Origin of the sequence: Caulobacter sp. X, assembly GCF_002742635.1 — a bacterium.
GTDB lineage: Bacteria > Pseudomonadota > Alphaproteobacteria > Caulobacterales > Caulobacteraceae > Caulobacter.
Window position 1 is genome coordinate 2,541,153 of the sequence record NZ_PEGF01000001.1, and the last position, 19,497, is coordinate 2,560,649.

Annotated in this window: 12 protein-coding genes and 1 riboswitch; of the genes, 5 read left to right on the forward strand and 7 right to left on the reverse strand. The window is 68.1% G+C overall.

All coding sequences use genetic code 11. From position 1 onward, the window contains the following. The first annotated feature begins 25 nt into the window (after positions 1–25). The gene (locus tag CSW60_RS11850; RefSeq protein ID WP_099537427.1) at positions 26–475 is read left to right on the forward strand and encodes a hypothetical protein; all 450 of its coding nucleotides are present in this window, start codon (positions 26–28) and stop codon (positions 473–475) included. Here CSW60_RS11850 and CSW60_RS11855 read toward each other — a convergent pair. Further along, the gene (locus CSW60_RS11855; protein WP_099537428.1) at positions 470–3,460 is read right to left on the reverse strand and encodes an AAA family ATPase; all 2,991 of its coding nucleotides are present in this window, start codon (positions 3,458–3,460) and stop codon (positions 470–472) included. The two genes, CSW60_RS11850 and CSW60_RS11855, sit on opposite strands and share 6 nt — an antisense overlap. A 416-nt stretch (positions 3,461–3,876) precedes the next feature. Next, positions 3,877–3,956: riboswitch (ZMP/ZTP riboswitch) on the forward strand. Positions 3,957–3,981: 25 nt separating this feature from the next. Between CSW60_RS11855 and purH the strand changes: the two genes are divergently transcribed. Both purH and CSW60_RS11865 read left to right on the forward strand, forming a co-directional pair. Then, entirely contained in the window at positions 3,982–5,571 is a 1,590-nt protein-coding gene (purH, locus tag CSW60_RS11860; protein ID WP_099537429.1) for a bifunctional phosphoribosylaminoimidazolecarboxamide formyltransferase/IMP cyclohydrolase, read from the forward strand. Between the two features lie 16 nt (positions 5,572–5,587). Next, positions 5,588–6,340, forward strand: a complete 753-nt coding sequence (locus tag CSW60_RS11865) for a dienelactone hydrolase family protein (RefSeq protein ID WP_099537430.1) — start codon at positions 5,588–5,590, stop codon at positions 6,338–6,340. Here the strand turns inward: CSW60_RS11865 and CSW60_RS11870 are convergent. The 3 genes from CSW60_RS11870 to CSW60_RS11880 all read right to left on the reverse strand — a co-directional run bounded on the left by CSW60_RS11870 (position 6,337) and on the right by CSW60_RS11880 (position 13,858). Further along, on the reverse strand, positions 6,337–7,533 hold the full coding sequence (locus tag CSW60_RS11870; RefSeq protein WP_099537431.1) for a DUF418 domain-containing protein: 1,197 nt from the start codon (positions 7,531–7,533) through the stop codon (positions 6,337–6,339). The genes CSW60_RS11865 and CSW60_RS11870 overlap by 4 nt on opposite strands. Positions 7,534–7,599: 66 nt before the next feature. Continuing rightward, on the reverse strand, positions 7,600–12,420 hold the full coding sequence (locus CSW60_RS11875; RefSeq protein ID WP_099537432.1) for an NAD-glutamate dehydrogenase: 4,821 nt from the start codon (positions 12,418–12,420) through the stop codon (positions 7,600–7,602). Between the two features lie 337 nt (positions 12,421–12,757). After that, on the reverse strand, positions 12,758–13,858 hold the full coding sequence (locus CSW60_RS11880; RefSeq protein WP_099537433.1) for an AI-2E family transporter: 1,101 nt from the start codon (positions 13,856–13,858) through the stop codon (positions 12,758–12,760). 184 nt (positions 13,859–14,042) lie between these two features. Between CSW60_RS11880 and CSW60_RS11885 the strand changes: the two genes are divergently transcribed. Both CSW60_RS11885 and CSW60_RS11890 read left to right on the forward strand, forming a co-directional pair. Then, positions 14,043–15,350, forward strand: coding sequence for a UDP-glucose/GDP-mannose dehydrogenase family protein (locus CSW60_RS11885; RefSeq protein WP_099537434.1), 1,308 nt, complete (start codon positions 14,043–14,045; stop codon positions 15,348–15,350). A 2-nt stretch (positions 15,351–15,352) separates the two neighbouring features. Further along, positions 15,353–16,327, forward strand: a complete 975-nt coding sequence (locus tag CSW60_RS11890; RefSeq protein ID WP_099537435.1) for an NAD-dependent epimerase/dehydratase family protein — start codon at positions 15,353–15,355, stop codon at positions 16,325–16,327. Here CSW60_RS11890 and CSW60_RS11895 read toward each other — a convergent pair. From CSW60_RS11895 to CSW60_RS11905, 3 genes are all read right to left on the reverse strand, one after another. After that, complete coding sequence (locus tag CSW60_RS11895; RefSeq protein WP_099537436.1) at positions 16,315–17,208, reverse strand: DMT family transporter; 894 nt, start codon at positions 17,206–17,208, stop codon at positions 16,315–16,317. The two genes, CSW60_RS11890 and CSW60_RS11895, sit on opposite strands and share 13 nt — an antisense overlap. After that, on the reverse strand, positions 17,205–18,095 hold the full coding sequence (locus tag CSW60_RS11900; RefSeq protein ID WP_099537437.1) for an SDR family NAD(P)-dependent oxidoreductase: 891 nt from the start codon (positions 18,093–18,095) through the stop codon (positions 17,205–17,207). Before CSW60_RS11900 ends, CSW60_RS11895 begins: the two co-directional genes overlap by 4 nt. A 372-nt stretch (positions 18,096–18,467) precedes the next feature. Beyond that, on the reverse strand, positions 18,468–19,466 hold the full coding sequence (locus CSW60_RS11905) for an NADPH:quinone oxidoreductase family protein (protein WP_099537438.1): 999 nt from the start codon (positions 19,464–19,466) through the stop codon (positions 18,468–18,470). Positions 19,467–19,497 lie beyond the last annotated feature (31 nt).

Genomic DNA, 19,497 nt, shown 5'->3' on the forward strand with positions numbered 1-19,497 from the left:
AGGGTTTCCGGCCTAGGGGGCTAAAATGCGAAATGGTCGGTACGCGTTCCGGTTCAGCGGCGCGTCGGCGAAGGTTGGCCGGCCGCACCACATCGTTGGCCTGGGCCACATGAATATCGACGGTGAACGGATCACGGGACATCACAGCTCGACGATCACCGAACTGCTGGAGCAAGACTCCAAGCTCCAGCATACGTATTTCTCACTTGAGGGCCGGTATTTCCCGGGGCCGAACGGCCTGTGGAGCGCGACGATTCTGTTCATCTCCATGGACCGAACTCCCGACGGACAGCCCGCGCAGACGCTGGACGCCAGTTTTGATTTCGTCGCCATGGGCGCGCAGGACCACTTCTGGATCATCTCCACGGGGGCCAGGAACGTGACGGAGAACCAGGACGCCAACGAGGTGGTGAGCGGAGAAGCCGTCTGGATTGGCGAGCTGCCGCCCCCCGTCCCCCCGCAACCGCCGCTATAGGGTCACGCCATCGCCCAGAGGCGCGAGCGTGGCCGCCGCGCGCTCGTGCAAGGTCCTAGCGCCGATGGACTTGGCGAGCTTCACAGCCTCCAGGCCGTCGGCGATCGCGCCTTCGATGTCGCCGCGCAAACCTTTGAAATAGCCCCGCAGGCGCAGGCCTTCGGGCCGGAAGAAGCGTTCCTGGGGGTTAAGTGACAGGGCCTCGTCCAGCGTCTCCACCGCGTCGTCAATCAGGTCGCAGGCGGCCTGGGCCTCAGCCAGCCAGGTCTTGTACATCGTGCGGCCATTGCGGGAGTGGACGCCTTCGGTGAGCGCCAAGCCTTCTTGCAAGCCGGCAAGACCGCTGATCGGTCGCCCCAGCTGTGTCTCGGCGCGCCCCAGCAGGACGCGAGAAATGGCCACAAACTGCGGGAACCCTATCTCCGTCGAGATCGCCAGGGCCTCCCGCGCCCACCGCTCGCCCTGCTCCGGCCGCGACATCAGCACGGCCATCATCGCCCCCATGTGCCGGTCGAAGGCTTGCTCGTAGGGATTGTCGGCGACGAGGGCATGTTCCGTGACCAAGGCGATCCGGCGATCGGCTTCGCGGCTGTCGCCCATCAGCCAAGCCAGAAGCGCGGCATTGCCGAATGTCTGGGCGACCGCGCCGGGGCGCTGGTGAAAGAGGGGTGACGCGAAGTGAGCGCGACCGCGGATAAACGCCTCCTCGGCGCTCCGCAGATCGCCCGTGCGATAGCAGGAGGTCATCAGCATCATATGCGCGCCGCCGAGCTCCTCGGGCGTGCCGGCGGCGTGCGCCAGCGGCAGGAACTGATCGGCCAGCTTGATGGCGGTGCGATAATCGCCGCCGCTGCTGGCCGCCATCCACATGGCGGCGACCTGGGCGCACTGCTGCTTAAGATCGCCGCCCTTCTCGGCGAGGGCCCGCGCGCGCTCGGTGGCGCGCACCGTCGCGGGGGCCGAATAGCCGAGCGTGATTTGAAGAACACCCGCCTGGTCTGTGCGAAGCGCCAGCTCCTGCTCGTCCCGCGAGGGAGAGGGCGCAAACTCCTCCAGCATCGCCGCCGCCAGGTCATGGAAGCGCTGCGCCTCGGCATAGGCCTTCCGTTCCACCGCAAGACGCCCAGCGTCGCGCCAGGCGTCGAAGGCCAGAGCAGGCTCGCCTGCGCCGGCCCAGTGATGAGCGATGATCTCCGGACTCGCGCTCGCGACGTGCGGGAACTTGGAGGCGATGACGCGCGCGGTCTGTTGGTGCAGCGATCTGCGTTGGCTCTTCAGCAGGCTGCCATAGGCGGCCTCCTGGATCAGGGCATGGCGGAAAGCGTAGGTGGGTTCGGCCGATCCGGCCTTCTCGACGATCAGGTTCGAGGTCAGGAGCCGCTCCAGGCCCGACATCATATCCGCAGGATCCAGGCCGGAAACCGCGCGCAGCAAGCCGCCGCCGAACTCGCCGCCGAGGACCGAGGCGATCCGGGCCAACTCGCGGGCGGGGCCCGGTTGGTCCAGCCGCGCCGCCAGAAGATCTGACAGCGTCGCGGGGATCAACTGGTCAGAGGCGCTGTCGCGCCCGATCAGCCTGGCTAGTTCCTCCACGAACAGCGGTACGCCGTCGGCGCGGGCGATCACCCGTTCGAGGACGTCCCGAGGCAGGTCGCGCCCCGCCGTCAGGCTGATCATCCTTTGGACCTCGGCGGCGTCCAATCTGCTCAAGACGATCTGTCGCTGGCCTGGACCGTCCGGCCATGGCGCCGTGAAGCCTGGTCGGGCCGTGTAGATCATGAGGAAGGGCGTCGTCGTCGCGCGACCGACAAGCTGAGCCAACAATTCCAGGGTCGATGGATCCACCCATTGGATATCCTCGATGGCCAGCACCGTCGGCCATTTTTGCGCGCCACGCGCCAGCCAGTCGATCAGGACAGACATCAGCCTTTCCCGCCGGGCGTCGCCCGCCAGGGTGATCGGGGGCTGGTTGTCGGGCGTCTCGATGCCGATCAGCTCGGCGATCAGTGGCGCGCTCTCCGCCACGTCGAGGCCGGTGATCTCCAACAGGCGCTCCAGCCGGGTCAGGCGCTCCCGCGGCGTCAGGCGACCGGTGGGGTCGACGCGGGCGCGGATCATCTCCGCGATGGCGTGGAAAGGCGTGTTGTTGAAAATCTGGGCGCCGCCGCCCGCCAGCCACAGATGAGGTTCCCGCGCGATGTCGCGATGAACCTCGCGCAGCAGGCGCGACTTGCCTATGCCAGGCTCCCCGACCAGACCGACGATCTGACCATGGCCGGATCGCCGCGCCGCCCAGCTCTCGGCGACCAGGCGCATTTCGTCCGCGCGACCGACCACGGGAGAAGTCGAGGCGGCTTGGTCGGCGCCACCTCTTCGGGTGGTGGTCTCGAGGCCCATCGCCTCCCAGATCGGCTCCTGGAGCGTCAGGCCCTTAAGCGCCAGCGCGCCGATTTCGCGAAATTGAAAAGGCGTCTCCGCCAGGCGGCGCGTGGCGTTCGACACCAGCACGGTGTTGGCGGCCGCTGCGCTTTGCAGACGGGCGGCCAGGTTGGGCGCTTCGCCTACCACCGACAGCTCCCGCGCCAAACCTTCGCCGATCAAGTGGCCGACGACCACCACGCCGGTCGCGATCCCGATCCGAACGGCCAAGGGTTCGCCATGGGGCGTGGGAATGCGCGGGACTCGCTCGCGGATCCGCAGCGCGGCGTGGATCGCGAGGCGGGGCGCGTCCTCGCGCGCGGTGGGATAGCCGAAATAGGCGAGAACGCCGTCTCCCATGTAGCGCGCGACGAAGCCGTCGCATTCATCGATCGCGTCGGTGCAGCAGCTCAGATAGGCGCGGATGATGTCGTGCATGTCCTCGGGATCGAGGCGGGCGGAGAGCGGCGTCGAGCCGACCATGTCGCAAAAGAGGATCGTCAGCTGTCGCCGCTGGGCGGCCAGCGACGCGTGGTCTCGCTCGGCACCGGGATTAGGCGCGTTCAAGGCGCGTGCTCCAGTCCAATCGCGGCTCTGTGGCTGGCGACTTTTCTGGTGAGCGCCCAGTCATTCCCGCCCCAAAAGCAGCCGCCCATCAACGATGTACACGGGCTTTGCAGAGGTGCGCAATCCAGGATGGTCCTGGCGGTCGTTCCATCCTGGCGAGTATCCGCTTTCCTTTAGCAGAGACCAGCACGGCGAAGACGCCGCTCACCAGATCGTCGGCGCTCGCCGATGACAGCTCGGCCCCGTGCCGAGCCTCCTCAATTGTCGACCTGGCCTCGTTGAAACGGCGCGCAAACTCCAAACCTCCGGACGAATGTCCGGCGCTCCGCATCCCTTCCATCTCTTCAGCGGCCAAGCCGCATGAAGCAGCGGCGGCGCGCCCGCATTGACTCCCCCGCTCGCCCTCGTATTTTCCGCCGCGTTCGAGTGACTGGCGTTGAAGGTGGGAAACCACCGGGGAGCTCGATCGCATAAGCCGCGCGCCTGGGCTCCCTTTCCGACCACGAAACCTGGAGTCCGCCGTGCCCGCCGCCCCCGACTATCCGTCCGCCCCCGATCTCGTCGCCCCCAAGCGCGCCCTGCTGTCGGTCTCCGACAAGACCGGCTTGGTCGAAGCCGCCAAGACGCTGCACGAGGCGGGCGTCGAGCTCGTTTCGACGGGCGGCACCAAGGCCGCGATCGCCGCGGCTGGCATCCCGGTCAAGGACGTCTCGGACCTGACGGGCTTCCCCGAGATGATGGACGGCCGCGTCAAGACCCTGCACCCGGTTGTGCACGGCGGGCTGCTCGGCGTCCGCGACGCCGCCGACCACGCCAAGGCGATGGCCGACCACGGCATCGGCGGCATCGATATCCTGTACGTGAACCTCTATCCGTTCGAGGCCACCGTCGCGAAGGGCGGGTCCTATGCCGAGTGCGTCGAGAACATCGACATCGGCGGCCCAGCCATGATCCGCTCGGCGGCCAAGAACCACGGCTATGTCGCCGTCTGCACCGATCCGGCCGACCTGGCCGAGGTGCTCGAAGCCCTGAAGGCCGGCGGAACGACCCTGGCTCTGCGCCAGACCCTGGCGGCCCGCGCCTACGCCCGCACGGCGGCCTACGACGCGGCGATCTCGGCGTGGTTCGCGGAAGCTCTGGGCCAGGACTTCCCGGCCCGCAAGAGCATCGCCGGCGAGCTGCGCCAGACCATGCGCTATGGCGAGAATCCGCACCAGAAGGCGGCCTTCTACACCTTCCCCAATCCGCGTCCGGGCGTGGCCACGGCCAAGCAGCTGCAGGGCAAGGAGCTTAGCTACAACAACATCAACGACACCGACGCGGCCTTCGAGCTGATCGCCGAGTTCGACCCGGCCCAGGGCCCGGCGGTGGCGATCATCAAGCACGCCAATCCCTGCGGCGTCGCCGTCGGCGCTTCCCAGCGCGAGGCCTATGAGCGGGCTCTCGCCTGCGACCCGACCTCGGCCTTCGGCGGCATCGTGGCGGTGAACTCGCGCCTGACGCGCGCGGCGGCCGAGGCCATGGTCGAGATCTTCACCGAGGTGGTGATCGCGCCCGAGGCCGACGAGGACGCCGTGGCCGTGTTCGCCGCCAAGAAGAACCTGCGCCTGCTGGTGACCGGCGGCCTGCCCGACCCGCTGTCGACCGGCGACACGTTCAAGAGCGTGGCCGGCGGCTTCTTGGTGCAGTCGCGTGACGACGCCCGCATCAAGGCCTCGGACCTGAAGATCGTGACCAAGCGCCAGCCGACCGAGGAAGAGGTGCGCGACATGCTGTTCGCCTTCACGGTCGGCAAGCACGTCAAGTCCAACGCCATCGTCTACGCCCGCGCCGGCCAGACCCTGGGCGTCGGCGCCGGCCAGATGAACCGCAAGGACTCGGCCCGGATCGCCGCTCTTCGGGCGGCTGATTTTGGTCTGGACTTGAAGGGCTGCGCCTGCGCCTCGGAAGCCTTCTTCCCGTTCGCCGACGGCCTGATCCAGGCGGCCGACGCCGGAGCGACCGCGATCATCCAGCCGGGCGGCTCGATGCGTGACGCCGAGGTGATCGAGGCGGCCGACAAGCTGGGCCTGGCCATGGCCTTCACCGGCGTGCGCGTGTTCCGGCACTAGACCCCATGAGGTGAATATGGACAGCGCCGCCTGGGGCGACCGGATCGCCCGCCACTCCCGGGTGTTCAAGCCGGAAGGGCCCGGTCCCTTCCCGGTGGCGTTGATCCTGCATGGCTGCGGCGGCAAGACGCCGTTCCTTGAGGTCTATGCGAAGACCGCCGTGGCGGCGGGGTGGGCGGCCGTGGTGGTCGACTCGTTCCTACCGCGCGGGGTCTCCGGCCTCGACGCCAAGCTGACGGTCTGCACCGGTCTCCGAGTGCGCGGGCCGCAGCGGGCGGGCGACGTCTTCGCCGTGCTGGCCTGGCTGGAAGGGCAGGCCTGGGCGGACGCCTCGCGGCTGTTCCTGGCGGGCTGGAGCCATGGCGGCTGGACGATCATGGACGCCTATGCGCTGGGCGAGCGGGCGGCGGCGATCACCCGATTGCCTGACGCGCATCCGGACAAGCTGCGGGCGGCGGTGAAGGGGACGCTGCTGGTCTATCCCTATGCCGGCTATCCGGCCCTGACGACGCGCCACGGCTGGGGAGAGGCGCCGCCGCCGGTCTGGTCGGTGCTCGCCGGCAAGGATCAGGTGGTTGGCTGGAAGGCGCCCAAGTTGGCCCTCGATCGGCTGGCGCGCGATGGACTGAGCGTCGACCAGCTGTTCCTGCCCGACGCCACCCACGCCTTTGACGACGACAAGGCCAATGATCCCAGGGCGCGCTATCGGCCTGACCTGTTCGAGCAGGTGCGGGCCTATTTCACGGCGGCGCTGAAGGCCTGCTCCTAAGCCGTCGCGAGCGCGGGGCGGCGCAGCGGGCTGGGACCGCGATAGAGCCGCCGCCAGACCCACTCCAGCGGTCCCATCTCGAAGCGGTCCAGCCACCAGCGCGACCACAGGATCTGGACGATCCAGATCCCGACCGTGATCGCCGCCAGGCCGGGCCGATCGACCTTGCCGTGCAAGCCAAGGCCCCGGCCGCCGTAGAAGATGAAGGTCATGATCAGCGACTGGGCCAGGTAGTTGGTGAAGGCCATCTGGCCGACTGGCGCCAGGGCGCGCGGGATCGCCGACCAGACCTTGGAGCGGGCGGCGAACACCATCAGGGCGACATAGGCGAGCGTTGTGGGCGGGGCCAGCGCCCACTGGATCCCCACCGAGACCAGGCCCAGGCCCCTTGGCAAGCCCATGACGGCCCCGGCGATGAACAGGCCGCCGACCAGGGCCGAGGCCAACAGACCCCCGACCAGCAGGCGGCGATAGAGCCGGTCGGACGCCTCGCCGGTCAGCACGCCGGCCTTGAAGGCGCCCAGACCGATCATCATCAGCGCCGAGGTCATCACGAAGATGATCGGCTCGGCGGGCAGGAACGCCAGGCGGTCCTTGCCATTCTGGATCAACGACTGGAGGAAGGTTCCGCTGTATTGGGCCTCGCCGGCCTTGGCTTTGGCCAGCTCCTGGGCGGTTTCCAAGGCTTGCTGCGCGCTATCCTTCGGCATGGAGGCGGCGATGCTCATGCCCACCAGCATCAAGAGGCTCACGGCGATCCAGATCCCGAGCCCTGTCCGGATCAGCCTCCGCGCCGACCAGGACCGCGCCAGCATCACCGCGAAGCCCGCCAGGGCGTAGCTCAGCAGCACGTCGCCATACCAGACGGCGAAGCCATGCAGCAGGCCGAACACGACCATCCAGCCGAGCCGCCGCCGCAGGATCGCGCCGCGCTCCAGATCCGATCGCTCGCCGCCGACCAGGAAAATCGAGACGCCGAACAGCATGGCGAACAGGGTCACGAACTTGCGCTGGAACAGCCACTGGGTGACGACCCAGACCGACAGGGTCGCGGCGCTGGTCCCGTGCGGCCAGTGGGCGGCGGACTCGGCCAGCACCGGCGGGACGGCGAAGTCGGGCGCGTTGCACAGCAGGATGCCCAGCACGCCCAGGCCGCGCAGGGAGTCCAGCAGAACGATCCGGTCCTTGGTCATCGATGTCCCCGAAGAGCCCCCACGCCGCGAGCCTGCCTTGCCGCGACGTGGGATGCAATCACGGGGTTAGGCGGCCGAAAGCTCGCGCAGGGCCGCGTTGGCGATCGTCAGCTTGGCGAAGGTCCAGCCGCCGCCAGCCTGCTCGATCTCCTCGATCGTCTGCTTGACGGTTCGAGGTAGGTCGCCGCGCAGCGACGCCCAAGAGCTGATCGCCGCCTTGGCTCCCGCCTCGTCTTCACCCGCCTGGGCGTTGGCCGCGAACTTGAGGACGGTCTGCGTGATCGCGGCCTGCTCGCCGAGCATGTCCTCGATCAGACGGCGGACCGCCAGGCGCTCGAAGCTGTCGCCGCCGACGAAAGCGCCGGCCGCCGCCCGCAGGCGGTCGAAGCCGAAGGCCGCGCCGACCTGGTGATACAGGCGGGCGACGTTCTCGACGCTCCAGCTGGAGGCGTTCGCCAGGTCGACGAGATCGGCGGCGGTGGTCAGCGGCTGCAGGGCCGCGACCGACTGGGCCAGCGCTTCAGGAGCCCCGTCAGCGACGTAGGCTTTGGTCCGCTTGGCCACCGCCTTCTGCTCGAACGGCGACAGGATCGCCGGCGTCTGGCCGCGCAGCTTGGCGACCGACGGACCGTAGGCCTCGACCAGCGCCTTGACGCTGGACTTGTCGCGGAAGGCGCGACGCGCCAGCCAGAAGCTCAGGCTGCGCAGGGCGTAGGCCAGGGCCTTGTAGAGCGCGGTCTGGCCATCGGCGGACGCCTTATTGTCGAGCGCGCCCACCTGATCCCACAGGGCGTCGATCCCGAGGATCTCGCGAGCCGCCGTGAATCCGACGACCACGGCGCCGATGTCCGAGCTGGCGGCGGCCTTAAGGCGGCTGGCGAAGGTCGGGCCGCACATGTTGACCATCTGGTTGCCGACCACGGTGGCGATGATCTCGCGCTTCAGGCGGTGCTTCTGCATGGCGTCGGCGTACTTGCCGAGCGCCTTGGGGAAGTAGCCCTGCAGGGTGGCTTCGAACCAGGGATCGTCCGGGGCCGACGAGGCGACGATCTCGTCGAACAGATCAAGCTTACCGTAGGCCAACAGCACCGCCAGCTCCGGCCGGGTTAGGCCCTTGCCGGCGGCCTTGCGCTCCAGCAGCGCCGTATTGGTCGGCAGGCCCTCGACGCGGCGGTCGAGACGTCCGCGATGTTCCAGGTCGACCATGTAGCGGATCTGGGCGTCGACCTCGCTGGCCGCGTCGCTCTCCAGCAGGGTCAGGGCCAGGGTCTGGTCGTAATTGTGCTCCAGAACGTGGTGGCCGACGTCGTCGGTCATCGAGGCCAGCAGCGCGTTGCGATCGGGACGGGTCAGCTCGCCCGAACGCTCCAGGATGCCGGTGAGGATCTTGATGTTGACCTCGTGGTCGGAGCTGTCGACGCCGGCCGAGTTGTCAATGGCGTCGGTATTGATGTGACCGCCAGCCTGCGCGAACTCGATGCGGCCGGCCTGGGTCAGGCCCAGGTTGGCGCCTTCGCCCACGACCTTCACCCGCAGGTCGGAGCCGTTGATGCGGATGGCGTCATTGGCCTTGTCGCCGGCGTCGGCGTTGCTTTCGCCCTTGGCCTTCACATAGGTGCCGATGCCGCCGAGATAGAGCAGCTCGGCGCGCGCCTTCAGGATCGCGGTCATCAGCTCGGCCGGCGAGACCGCCTCGGCCTTCAGGTCCAGCATGGCGCGGACCTCGGGCGACAGCGGGATGCTCTTCAGGCTGCGGGCGAAGACGCCGCCGCCCTGCGAGATCTTGGACTTGTCGTAATCCTCCCAGGACGACCGCGGCAGCTTGAACATGCGATCGCGTTCGGCCCACGAGACCGCCGGATCCGGATTGGGATCGAGGAAGATGTGGCGGTGGTCGAAGGCGGCCAGCAGCTTGGTCTGCTTGGACAGCAGCATGCCGTTGCCGAACACGTCGCCCGACATGTCGCCGACGCCGACGGCGGTGAAGGTCTCGGCCTGGATGTCCTTGCCCAGCTCGCGGAAGTGGCGCTTGACCGCTTCCCAGGCGCCGCGGGCGGTGATGCCCATGACCTTGTGGTCATAGCCGACCGAGCCGCCGGACGCGAAGGCGTCGCCCAGCCAGAAGCCGTAGTCCTCGGCCACGCCATTGGCGATGTCGGAGAAGGTCGCGGTGCCCTTGTCGGCGGCGACGACCAGATAGGGGTCATGGCCGTCGTGCACGACCACCGAGGCCGGCGGAACCACCTCATTGTCGGCGTTGATGTTGTCGGTCAGGTCCAGCAGGCCCGACAGGAAAGTCTTGTAGGCGCGGATCGCCTCGGCCTGGATCGCGTCGCGATCGCCGCCGCGCGGCAGCTGCTTGGGATAGAAGCCGCCCTTCGAGCCGACCGGCACGATCACTGCGTTCTTGACCTGCTGGGCTTTCACTAGGCCCAGGACCTCGGTGCGGAAGTCGTCGCGACGATCGGACCAGCGCAGGCCGCCGCGGGCCACGGGGCCGAAGCGAAGGTGCACGCCCTCGATATGCGGCGCCGAGACATAGATCTCGCGGAAGGGCTTGGGCGCCGGCAGGTCTTCCAGCTCGCGCGAGGCGATCTTGAAGCTGATATAGGGCTTGGGACCGCCATCGGCCGCCGGCTGGTAGAAGTTCGTCCGCTGGATCGCGCCCACCAGGGCGGCCAGGCGACGCAGGACGCGGTCGGCGTCCAGGCTTTCGACGGCTTGCAGGGCCTCGACGATCTTGGCCTCGACGGCCTTGGCCTGGGTCGCTCGCGCCTTCAGGTCGCTGGCGATGGCCGGGTCGAACTTGACGCGGAAGAGGTCGAGGATCAGGCGCGTGACGGCCGGGTGATCTCGCAGCGCGGCTTCCTGCACCTGCTGGCTCGGATCGAGACCCGACTGCTGGCGATAGCGCGCCAGGGCGCGGATCAGTGCGGCTTCGCGCCAACCGACGGCCAGTTCGAGCACGATGCGGTTGAAGCCGTCGTTCTCGGCCAGGCCGGTCCAGATCGCGATAAAGGCGTCCTCGAAGACCTGTCGGATCTCGTCGAACACGATGTGCTCGCCGGCGGGGTCGTCCAGCACGAACTCGTGGACCCAGACCGAGTGCGGGCCGTCGAGCTCGTAGATGCTGAGGCGGAAGCCGTCCTCGATCAGGGCCTTCAGTCCCATGCGCTCCAGGATCGGCAGCACCTCGGCCAGCGGCGCGGCGGCGCCGCGCAGATAGAGCTTGAAGCGGAAGGTGCGGGCGTCGTCCTCGGCCCGGCGGAAGGCGCGGACTCGCGGTTGCGTGTCGGGCGCCAGCGTCTCGATGACGTCGATGTCCAGCAGCGCTTCCTGAGCGTCATACTGGTCGCGATAGCCCGGCGGGAAGGCGCGGCCGTACTTGGCCAGCAGGGCGCGAACGCCGCCGGCCGGGGCGCCGCCGGCGCGGACCACCGCCTCGAAACGGTCTTCCCAGGTCAGCGCCGTATCGGCGATGCGGGATTCCACCCGCCCGAGGTCGGGCTCGGGGTGATCGCCGGGGGTGACCTCGATGATGAACTGGGCCCGCGCCAGCGGGGCGTCCGAAATCTCCGGATAGTATTCCAGCACCTTGCCGTCATAGGCGTCGGCCAGGATCGCGCCGGCCCGCTCGCAGACCTCGGTGTCGAAGCGTTCGCGCGGGATATAGACGAGCACCGAAGCGAAGCGATCGAACGGGTCCATGCGGGCGAACAGCCGCACGCGCGGCCGGTCGATCAGGTGCAGGACGCCCAGCGCCATCGACAGCAGCGTGTCTTCGCTGGTCTGGAACAGTTCGTCGCGCGGCCAGGTCTCGAGGATGTTGCGCAGGCGCTTCTCGTTGTGGCTGCCCGGCGCCTTGGCCGCCCGGCGCATGATCCGCGCCACCCGGTGCCGGATCAGCGGCACTTCGCTGGCGGGCGTCTCATAGGCCTCGGCGGTGAACAGGCCGACGAACCGCACTTCGCCCGAGGGCTTGCCGTCCGAGCCGTAGCGACGCACGCCGACATAATCCATGAAGCCGCGACGGTGGACGCGCGAGCGCAGGTTGGACTTGGCGACCACGACGGGCGTTCCCGTCTCGAGTTGTCGGCGCAGTTGGGCCGACAGGATCGCCGGTTCGTGCGCCCGGCGCAGCACCGCCCGGGTCGAGTCCTTCAGAACCCCAAGACCCGCTTCCGCTTCGTAGAGGGGTTCTTCGGCGGCGTAGCCGCCGTCCGCGGAACGGGGATACTCGTAGACCCGCGCGCCGAGGAAGACGAAGTTGTCATCTTCGAGCCAGCGCAGGAAGGCGAGCTCTTCTTGGCGGCCTTCTTCGCTGGTGACGCCGGGGCTGGCGGACAGCTCGCCGATCGCGCGGTGCATCAGCTCGCGCATGGCCTTGAAGTCGCCGACGGCGCGGCGGACATCGAACAGGGTCTCGCGCACCTGCTCCAGCAGGAACTCGGCGCGGTCCTCGCCGACGGGATCAAGGTGAACCTGGATCAGCGACCGCGCCACCCCGTCGATCTCGACCACGGGGTGGAACATGGCCCGGACGCGGAAGCCGCTTTCGGTGATCTCGCCCATGACGCTATCGACCAGGAACGGGCGATCCAGCTGGACGATCTCCAGCAGGTCGCGCCCAGCCGCGCCTTCGCCGACCGAACGGAGACGGACGGCCGGCTGGTCGCCGGTCACGCCGACGGCGAAATCCCAGAATTCGACGAGCGATGCGGCGGCGGCTGGCGCCGACAGGACAGGCGCGTCCTCGACGGCCCAATCGGCGTCGACCTGCGCCAAAAAGTCCCTCTCGGCCAGGGAGAGCTCCTGGACCGTTTTCCCGCGTGTCTGAGCGTAGGCGGCGGCCAGGTTGTGATTTGGGTCAATCTTTACGCCGCTCATGCCGCTTCCTCAAAAATTTTTCCGACCTACCTAGCGGAGAAAGGTAAAAACTCAACGCATATGCGGAGAATAAGCCACCTTTCAGCCTCACAGGTCCGCTCCGCGTCCTGAGCGGTCACGCACCCTAACGCCGGGGTGAAAACTTGTCTTTAACAGCGGAATGAAAACGGAAACGCCGCCGGCTGGGGGGAGCCGGCGGCGCGGGCCCGCTTGGGGGATGCGGGCGTTTTCCGCTTCGATGACGGCGGCTTTGCCGGCCGCGATCGGCGGGGGGTCCGGGTGGGGGAGCCGGACTAACCCTAGATAGGGGCTCATCGCGTCCGTTTAAGAGGCGCGTTCATTTCTTTCGCGAACGCGAGGCCTGACGCGGCTTGGCCGCTCCCAGACGTTCGCCTTCGGGGTCGCCGTCCTCGGACAGCAGGATGGCGATCCAGCGCGAGCCCTCGAACTGGGCCAGGATCAGCATAACCGCCACGGTCAGCGGCGTGGACAGGAACATCCCGGGCACGCCCCAAAGCGCGCCCCAGACGGCGAGCGATAGCAGCACCACCGTCGGGTCCATGTTCAGGCTGTCGCCTTGCATGCGCGGCAGGATGACATTGCCGACGACGAAGAAGATGCCTTGCAGGGCCGCAAAAAGGATGATCGCGGGCCAGAAACTGTCCGGGAACTGCACCAGGGCGAACAGGGGCGGCATGAAGCAGCCGATCGCCCCGCCTAGGATCGGAATATAGGCGGCCAGGAAGATCAGGAAGGCCCAGAAGAAGGCGTTGTCCAGCCGCACCAGCATCATCACCACCCAGGCGGCGACCGCGATCATCAGGCCCGTGACCGTCTGGATCCACAGATACTGCTCGACTCCGTCGCGGATGCGCTGGAACAGCTTCATGTTCTGCTCGCGTTCGGCGTGTTGCGGAAAAAGCGAGACGATCTTGCGCGCGAAGCCCCGGCGCGAGGCGATGATGAAGCCCAGATAGATCAGCACCAGCACGGCGCTGGAGGCGAAGTTGCCGAATGATTGCGCGGCCTGGCCGATGTAGCGTTGCGGATTCAATTCGTTGATCAGGCCGCCGACGGTGGGGGCCACATGGATGCCGACGGCATGGGCGGCCTTGGCGATGATCCCGTTCAGGCGAGGCGCGTAGTCCTTGAGCTGGTCGAAGAAGTCGCGCCCGTTCTCGATGACCACCCAGAACGAAGCTCCGAACAGCAGGACGGAGATGACGACGGCGGCGGGCAAGGCCACGCGCGTCGGAAAGCCAGGCACGCGCGTCGTCAGCACCCGGGCGAAGCTATCGATCATCACGGCCAGGAACACGGCCAGGGCCAGCGGCGTCAGAATGTCCTGCATCCAGTAAAGCGCCGCGCCGCCCGCGATGACGGCCAGGAACACCACGGCGTTGCGGGTTGTGACGGGCGGCGGGGCGGGGGCGGGCATGATCTCGAACTCTCCTGGACGCGGCGGACATTGCCCGGCCCCATCGGTCACGCGCAAGGTTTGGCCTGTGCATCATCAAGCCTGAACGCACGACGGCTCGACGTGTCGCTTGCCTCCGGACGGGGATTACGGGAATAGGCGGAAGCGCCGCTGACGACGGCGGCGCCCAGATCATGGTGGTTCGATGCGCGTAGCGATGATTGGCACGGGTTATGTGGGCCTGGTGTCTGGGGCGTGTTTCGCCGACTTCGGTCACGTGGTGACGTGCATCGACAAGGACCCGCGCAAGATCGAGCGGCTGGAGCAGGGCGAGATCCCGATCTTCGAGCCGGGTCTGGACGACCTGGTGGCGCGTAACGTCCGTGAGGGCCGGCTGTTCTTCACCCTGGACGGGGCCCAGGCGATCAAGGACGCCGACGCGGTGTTCATCGCGGTCGGCACGCCCACGCGCCGGGGCGATGGCCACGCGGACCTTAGCTACGTCTACGCCGCGGCCGAGGAGATCGCCGGGCTGATCGACGGCTTCACCGTGGTGGTCACCAAGTCGACCGTGCCGGTGGGCACCGGCGACGAGGTCGAGGCGATCATCCGCAAGACCAATCCGAACGCCCAGTTCGCGGTGGTCTCCAACCCCGAGTTCCTGCGCGAGGGCGCGGCGATCGAGGACTTCAAGCGCCCCGACCGCGTGGTCGTGGGCACCGAGGACGAGCGGGCCCAGGCGGTGATGCGCGACCTCTATCGGCCGCTGAGCCTGAACGAGACCCCGATCGTCTTCACCGGCCGTCGGACCAGCGAGTTGATCAAGTACGCGGCCAACGCCTTCCTGGCGATGAAGATCACCTTCATCAACGAGATGGCCGACCTGTGCGAGAAGGTGGGGGCCGACGTCCAGTCGGTGGCCAAGGGCATTGGTCTCGACAAGCGGATCGGCAGCAAGTTCCTCAACGCCGGTCCCGGCTACGGCGGCAGCTGCTTCCCCAAGGACACCATCGCCCTGGTCAAGACCGCCCAGGATTATGGCGCGCCGACCAGGCTGATCGAGACCACGGTCGAGGTCAACGACGCCCGCAAGAAGGCCATGGCCGACAAGGTCGCCGCGGCGATCGGCTCCAAGGACCTCGCCGGCAAGACGATCGGCGTCCTGGGCCTGACCTTCAAGCCCAACACCGACGACATGCGCGACGCCCCCAGCCTGGACATCATCCCGGCCCTGCAGGCCCTGGGCGCCAAGGTCCAGGCCTTCGATCCGGAAGGCCGCCACGAGGCCGAGAAGCTGCTCACCGCCATCGACTTCAAGGCCGGCGCCTATGAGGCGGCCGAGGGCGCCGACGCCCTGGTCATCCTCACCGAATGGGACCAGTTCCGGGCTCTGGACCTCGACCGCGTCAAGCTCTTGATGAAGGCTCCGGTCGTGGTCGACCTGCGCAACGTCTACAAGCCCGCCGAGATGGTCCGCCACGGCTTCACCTACGCCAGCATCGGTCGCGGGTGACCATGAGCACGCCGCCCGTCATCGTCACTGGCGCCGCCGGCTTCGTGGGCTGCCACGTCGCCGAGCGGCTGCTTGAACGCGGCGAGGCGGTGATCGGCGTCGATGTCTTCAACGCCTACTACGATCCGGCCCTCAAGGAGGCTCGGGCGGCTCGCCTCGTCGGACGCGAGAGCTTCGAGATGGTCCGGATGGACATCGCCGACCACGAGAGCCTCGCCGCTCTGGTGAAAACCTCGGGGGCGCGTCGGGTGGTCCATCTCGCGGCCCAGGCTGGGGTTCGCTACTCGCTTGAGAACCCCTTCGCCTACGAACGCAGCAATCTCGCGGGCCATTTGTCGGTGCTGGAAGCGTGCCGCCATGCGGACGTCGAGCATCTGGTCTACGCCAGCTCCTCCAGCGTCTATGGCGACCGCCCGCTGAACGGCGACGGCTTCAAGGAGAGCGATCCGGCCGAGAGCCCGGTGTCGCTCTACGCCGCCACCAAGCGCTCCTGCGAGCTGCTTAGCCAGAGCTACGCCCGGCTCTACGGTTTCCCGCAGTCGGGCCTGCGGTTCTTCACGGTCTACGGACCCTGGGGCCGGCCGGACATGGCCTATTACGGCTTCACCGAGAAGATGCTGAGGGGCGAACCGATCGAGGTCTTTGGCGAGGGCAAGATGGCCCGCGACTTCACCTATATCGACGACATCGTCGATGGCGTCCTCGGTGTGCTTGACCACCCGCCCGTGCAGGGCGGACACGAGGTCTACAACATCGGCGACAACGATCCGGTCGGCCTTATGGACATGATCACGACGCTGGAGGCGGCGCTCGGGATCGAGGCCAAAAAGGTCTTCCGCCCCATGCAGCCTGGCGACGTCACCGCCACCTTCGCCAATATCGACAAGCTCCACGCCCTCTGCGGCTACAAACCCAAGGTAAAGTTGGCCGAGGGGCTGGCCAAGTTCGTCGCCTGGCGGCGCGCCTACGCCGGCTGAGCCTTGGCGCGCCGCGCCAACTGATGCTCGCGCCAGGAAATGAAGAGGGTCGAGGCCACGACGATGGCCGCCCCGACCAGCGTGGCCGGCTTCGGGACCTCGTGGAACAGGACGAGGCCCGCGCCGACGGCGAAGACCAGGCGCGTATAGTCGATCGGCGCCATGACGGCGGCTTCGCCGGCCTCCATGCCCTTGATGTAGGCCCCTTGGGTCAGGGTGCCGATCACGCCCATCGCCGCCAGCAGGCCAAGGTCCGGCCAACTGGGCCAGCGCCAGACGAACAGCGCCGGCGGGATCGCGAAGATCAGTCCCAGCACCGCCGCATAGACCAGCAGCACGAAGGGGCTGTGGTCGCGGGTCATGACCTTCATGCCGGTGATGGTCAGGGCGAACAGGAAGGCCGAGGCCAGGGCGCAAGCCTGCGGCCAGCCGATCCAGGCGCCGACTCCGCCCGCGCCCGGCCGCAGCATGATCAGCACGCCGACGAAGCCGACCAACGCCGCGCCGATCCGTAACGGTCCGATCGGCTCGCGCAGCACGAAGGCCGCCAGCGGCACCAGCCACAGCGTCCGGGTGAAGGACAGGGCGTTGGCGTCAGCCAGCGGCAGCTTCTGATAGGCGTAGAAGCCCATGATCAGCGCCAGCACCCCGGCGCTGGAGCGAAAGATCAGGATCCCGGGCCGTGTCGTCCGGAACGCGCCGCGCCAGTCGCGGGCGATCAGCGGCAGCAGGATCAGAACGCCCGCCAGCTGGCGGTAGAAGGTCTGCAAGGCGGCCGGATAGCCGGGACCCAGGAACTTGATCAGGGTGGTCATCACCGTGAAGCCGATGGCCGAGGCCAGCATCCACAGCGCGCCGCGCAGGTTGGGGGTGAGGCTCACCCCGCCCCGCCGGATGCGATCAGGCTCGCCCGCATCTGCTCGGCCTGCTCGGGGGTGATGCCCATGGCCGCCAGGATCGGCGAGGGCGTGTTGACGTCCCACGCGCTGCGCGGGCCCACCGTGATGCCGCCGTCGACCACGATGTGCGTGCCGGTCACGAACTCGGAGTCGTCGCTGGCCAGGTAGAGCGCCGCGCGGGCGATGTCCTCGGGCAGGCCGGACTTCGGGATCGGCTGGATCTTCGGCCCGATCTGCGCCACCTGGGCGGCCATCTGGTCGGCGACCTCGCGCGGCAGGCCCATCGAGGCCCCGAAGATCGAGGTGGCGATCAGGCCGGGGCAGATGGCGTTGACGCGGATCTTCCTCGGCGACAGCTCGGCGGCCGCGCAGCGGCTCATGTGGATCACGCCGCACTTGGCCGTCGAATAGGCCAGCGGACCAAAGCCCGCCTGCAGCCCCGCGATCGAGGCGGTGTTGATGATCGAGCCGCCGCCGCGCTTGGCCATCAGCGGGACGGCGTGCTTCATGCCGATCGCCGGACCGCGCACCAGCAGGGCGAAGGTCTTGTCCCAGCCGTCGACGGTCATGTCCTCGACGCCCGCCGGGGTGCCGCCGTGGCCGGCGTTGTTGAAGAGGATGTCGAGCCCGCCGAAGGCGCTGTCCGCCAGCGCCAGGGCGGCGGCGATGTCAGCCTCGACGGTGACGTCGCAGCGGATGTAGCGGACGCGGTCGGGGAAGCGCTTTTCCAGCATCGCCCCCTTCTCGTCCTGCAGGTCGGCGGCGACGACCATCGCCCCTTCCGCCGCGAACAGTTCGACCGTGCCCAGGCCAATGCCCGAGCAACCTCCGGTGACGACGGCGACCTTGCCGTACAGACGTCCGACCATGGCGTTTTCCCTCCGCGCTGTCCGACCTCTCCTGGATCGGTGATCATTGATCATCTTCGCGAAGCGCGGGCGTCTTGGCTAGAGGCCGATACCCGAAAGACGGCTGGCGAATAGCAACTCGGCAAGCGCGGCGACGGCGCCAAAAGGCCCCTGTCCGTCGCCGCGCCTGCCTAGCGTCACCTTGCGCCCCCTGAGGCGGCCTCGACGCGAAAATCCCGCGTCGGGGCGTGAGCGGCCCGGACGTCCGCCGCCTCGGCTCGGTGGGGGAGCTTCGGCGGTGGCGACCGGACCGGGGGCACAATCGCCGAGCAACCTGTCTGCTTCGCTAAGAAGGACGATTAGCGAACCTTAACCAAGCCCGACGAAACGTGGTTAATCGATCGTGATCACCACCTTGCCCATCGCCTTGCGGCTGGAGAGGTGGGCGATGGCCTCGCCGGCCCGCGCCAGGGGGAAGCGCTCGGACACGTAAGGGCGGATCTTGCCGGCGGCGTAGAGGTCCATCAGGTCCTTCAGGTTGGCCGCGTGGCCCTTCGGATCGCGCGCCACGGCCGCGCCCCAGAACACCCCGACGATGTCGCACGACTTCAGCAGGGTCAGGTTCAGCGGCACCTTGGGGATGCCCGACGGGAAGCCGATCACCAGGAAGCGCCCTTCCCAGCCCGAGGCCCGGATGGCCGCTTCGGAATAGTCGCCGCCGACCGCGTCATAGGCCACGTCCCAGCCCGCCGAGCCGCAGGCGCCCTTGAAGAGCTCGGCCAGCGCCTTCTGGCCGTCCTTGTCGAAGGGTCCCTTCGGATAGACGACGCCGCTGTCGGCGCCGTGCTTGATGGCGAGGTCGACCTTCTCCTGGCTGGAGGCGGCGGCCACGACCTTGGCCCCCATCGCCTTGGCCAGCTCCACGGCCGCCAAACCGACGCCCCCGGCCGCGCCCAGCACCAGCAGGGTCTCGCCGGCCTTCAGGTGGCCGCGATCCTTCAGGGCGTAGTACGAGGTGCCGTAGGTCAGGACGAAGGCGGCGGCCTCGTCGAACGGCATGTTGTCGGGAATGTGGGTGCAGCGGGCCTCTTCCAGGGTCAGCTTCTCGGCGTAGCCGCCCCAGCCGGTCGAGGCCAGCACCCGGTCGCCGACCTTGAAGCGGGTCACGCCCTCGCCCACGGCGGCGATCACGCCCGAGACCTCGCCGCCCGGCGCGAACGGACGCGGCGGCTTGAACTGGTACTTGTCCTCGATGATCAGCACGTCGGGATAGTTGACGCCGCAGGCCTTGACGTCGATCAGCACCTGGCCGGGGCCGGCGACGGGATCGGGCAGCTCCTCCAGCACCAAGGTCTCGGGGCCGCCGACCGACTTGCTGAGCACCGCCTTCATCTCGCCTCTCCCTGCGATTGTCTTTAATCAA

Excerpts from the sequence above, each read along its gene's own strand:
- CSW60_RS11900 (WP_099537437.1), bottom strand. The coding sequence starts at position 18,095 with ATGGTCGGACGTCTGTACGGCAAGGTCGCCGTCGTCACCGGAGGTTGC.
- CSW60_RS11880 (WP_099537433.1), bottom strand. The coding sequence starts at position 13,858 with ATGCCCGCCCCCGCCCCGCCGCCCGTCACAACCCGCAACGCCGTGGTG.
- CSW60_RS11890 (WP_099537435.1), top strand. The coding sequence starts at position 15,353 with ATGAGCACGCCGCCCGTCATCGTCACTGGCGCCGCCGGCTTCGTGGGC.
- CSW60_RS11875 (WP_099537432.1), bottom strand. The coding sequence starts at position 12,420 with ATGAGCGGCGTAAAGATTGACCCAAATCACAACCTGGCCGCCGCCTAC.
- CSW60_RS11850 (WP_099537427.1), top strand. The coding sequence starts at position 26 with ATGCGAAATGGTCGGTACGCGTTCCGGTTCAGCGGCGCGTCGGCGAAG.
- CSW60_RS11885 (WP_099537434.1), top strand. The coding sequence starts at position 14,043 with ATGCGCGTAGCGATGATTGGCACGGGTTATGTGGGCCTGGTGTCTGGG.
- CSW60_RS11870 (WP_099537431.1), bottom strand. The coding sequence starts at position 7,533 with ATGACCAAGGACCGGATCGTTCTGCTGGACTCCCTGCGCGGCCTGGGC.
- CSW60_RS11905 (WP_099537438.1), bottom strand. The coding sequence starts at position 19,466 with ATGAAGGCGGTGCTCAGCAAGTCGGTCGGCGGCCCCGAGACCTTGGTG.
- CSW60_RS11865 (WP_099537430.1), top strand. The coding sequence starts at position 5,588 with ATGGACAGCGCCGCCTGGGGCGACCGGATCGCCCGCCACTCCCGGGTG.